This is a genomic window from Muriicola sp. (genome assembly GCF_049669965.1).
GTDB lineage: Bacteria > Bacteroidota > Bacteroidia > Flavobacteriales > Flavobacteriaceae > Muriicola.
Genome location: NZ_JBATLB010000197.1, coordinates 1 through 2,677 on the forward strand (window position 1 = coordinate 1; position 2,677 = coordinate 2,677).

Here is a 2,677-nt window from a genome sequence, read left to right on the forward strand (position 1 = left end):
AGATTAATATTTTAAACGCCTCCATTTTTGGGATGCACCAGGCCCTGCAACAGCTAGCTTTGCCACCAAGGCATATCCTGGTAGATGGCAATAGATTTAAACCTTTTGGAGCAATCTCCCATGAGTGTATCATTAGAGGGGACGGTTTATATATGAGTATTGCTGCCGCTTCCATCCTGGCTAAGACCATGCGCGATACCTATATGGAAACCATCCATCAGGAATACCCTATGTACAACTGGCAACAAAACAAAGGATACCCAACTCTTGAACACAGAATGGCCATTAGGAAATACGGCCTAACGAAATACCATCGAAAAACCTTTAAAATTAAAAGCGAGCAGGTGTCACTTGAATTTTAATATTATAAATTTGTTCCAAAATAGTTGAATGAAATGTTTTCTCGCAATTGGCTTCATTGCAATCTTGCTAGTTGCTTGCACCCCCATTGAAAAATCTACACTGTCTTTAAGAGACGCCATTCCTGAAAACGCAGCCCTTGTTTTAAAGGTCAATAACCTGGCGGCACTAAAACGGGAACTTAAAAACAATGATTTTGCACAACCTTTATTATCAAATGAAAATAAGCAAGGGCTGTTCCACGGCCTGAAAGGACTCGAAGATCTGGATACAGAAGCGGAGGGCATCCTTGTGATCGTATCCGCCTTACAAGACAGTCTTAACTATCTCTTTATAACCACCGCCCAAGATTTTAAGATTTCCAGGGATAGTATTTCGGCTTTATCACATTCGTCTATTTCAGTACAAAGCGTTTCAATGGACGCCTATCACAAGGACGGCAGCAGTTTTTACACGGCCCCTATTGCCAACCTGCAACTGGTTAGTCCAGATTCTACCTTACTGGCAAGCACCATTACCGGCATACCGGAAAACAAACCCAACAAGGATCTGGAAGCTCTTTTTAAAACAACCGTAGCAGGGAAGTCGGCCACCTTATTCATCAATTCTAAAAAAACAGATTCTCTCAACAGCAACCGTCTTGATGAGAAGGAAAGTTCGCAATGGTCCGATATGGCCACTTGGTTTGCCATGGATCTGAGTGTCCCACAAAACCTGTTACAGTGGAGTGGGGTTGGAATAGTACAGGATAGTAGTGAAACGTTTTTGTCTTTGTTTTCCAACACACAAGCAGTGGTTAATTCGCTCGCGACACTAACCCCTGAAGATGCAGACGGCCTTCTTTCCGTTTCCTTTTCAGACTATACTGTTTTTGCAGCTAACCAAAAGAAACAATACCCAAATACCGCCCCAAATGATGCCCTTTTCCAAACAGTTGAAGAAGTTGGTATCGCCTATATGGGTACCAATAGAGCCATGCTATTAAAGACCTATGGGGCCACCGCACTTTCCGAGTTTTTGGTTGGTAAACGAACTGCTGTGTACGAATACCAGGGAAAGGAAGTTGGAGAAGTAGACAAACTGCCGCTGTTAGAAAATGCATTCCCCGGCATTGTCAAAAATTTTAAGATTACGCATTATGTCATCCTGGAGAACGCTTTTGTCTTTGCTGAATCCAAGAGTATTCTTGAAATGATGCTGAGGAATATCAATAGTAGAAGCACATTTGAGAACTCTGCGGTCTATAACAGCGCGAAAACTGAGTTGGCAGAGGCTTCCTCCCTGCTTTTTGTGGCCAACAACAAAAAATTTGAATCTGTTGCCCGGGAAAATCTCCCCAAGAGCCTTATTGAAGTGTATGATAAAGCCCAATTCCCTGATCATGTAATTGCCTTCCAGGTGGTGGCAGATCGCAGTTTCTACCACCTTAATAGTTTTGTGAAACGCAAACAGATCCAGCGTAATAGAGACGCCGTATCTCCCCTGTTCACAGTACAATTAGATGCGCCATTGGCTACGGTGCCACAATTTGTAACGGACCACAGGAATAACAAAAAAGAAATCGTGGTACAGGATACAGAGAACAACCTCTACCTCATCTCTACGGCAGGAAAGATCTTGTGGAAAAAGTCTCTTAAGGGGCGGATACAAGGCAGGATTCAGCAAATAGACCTGTACAAAAATGGCAGGCTACAATTGGCCTTTACAACCAATAATCAATTTTTGGTATTAGACAGGAATGGGAAAGAAGTGGCCCCCTTTAACAAATCCTTCTCCGGGGCGGCCTTAAATCCGCTGGCTGTCTTCGATTATGAAAACAACAGGAACTATCGGTTTGTGGTTACCCAGGGGAAAGACATTCAAATGTTTAATGGCAAAGGGCAGAGCGTTAAAGGTTTTAAATACACCAAAGCTGAAAGTGCTGTTCTGTATACCCCCAAACACTTTCGCATAGGGTCTAAGGATTATCTGGTTTTTCAGTTAGAAGATGGAACGCTTAAGATCGTAAACAGAGTAGGCAATACCCGTATAAAAGTTGCAGAAAAGATTCAATTTTCAGATAACGAAGTATACCTTAATAACAATAGATTTATTGTCACGGATAAGACAGGAACCCTTTTTGCAGTAGATACCAAAGGCAAGATCACCAAAACCAGGTTTAACCTCAATGAAGACCACGGAATGGAGGCTACCAGTAAGACCCTGAGTATAATGAACGACAATGAACTAAGTATTAAAGGTAACAAAGCCTCTTTAGACCTTGGGGTATATACCAAACCCAGGATCTTTTACATTTATGATAAGATCTATGTAAGTG

At 42.2% G+C, this 2,677-nt stretch carries 2 protein-coding genes; both read left to right on the forward strand.

Features of this window, described 5'->3' with window-relative positions:
• On the forward strand, nucleotides 1–362 hold a 362-nt coding region (locus WBM49_RS10375), incomplete at its 5' end, for a ribonuclease HII (RefSeq protein ID WP_424371982.1).
• Between the two features lie 28 nt (nucleotides 363–390).
• Nucleotides 391–2,677, forward strand: a 2,287-nt coding sequence (locus WBM49_RS10380) for a ribonuclease HII (protein ID WP_424371983.1), incomplete at its 3' end; no start/stop codon positions are given.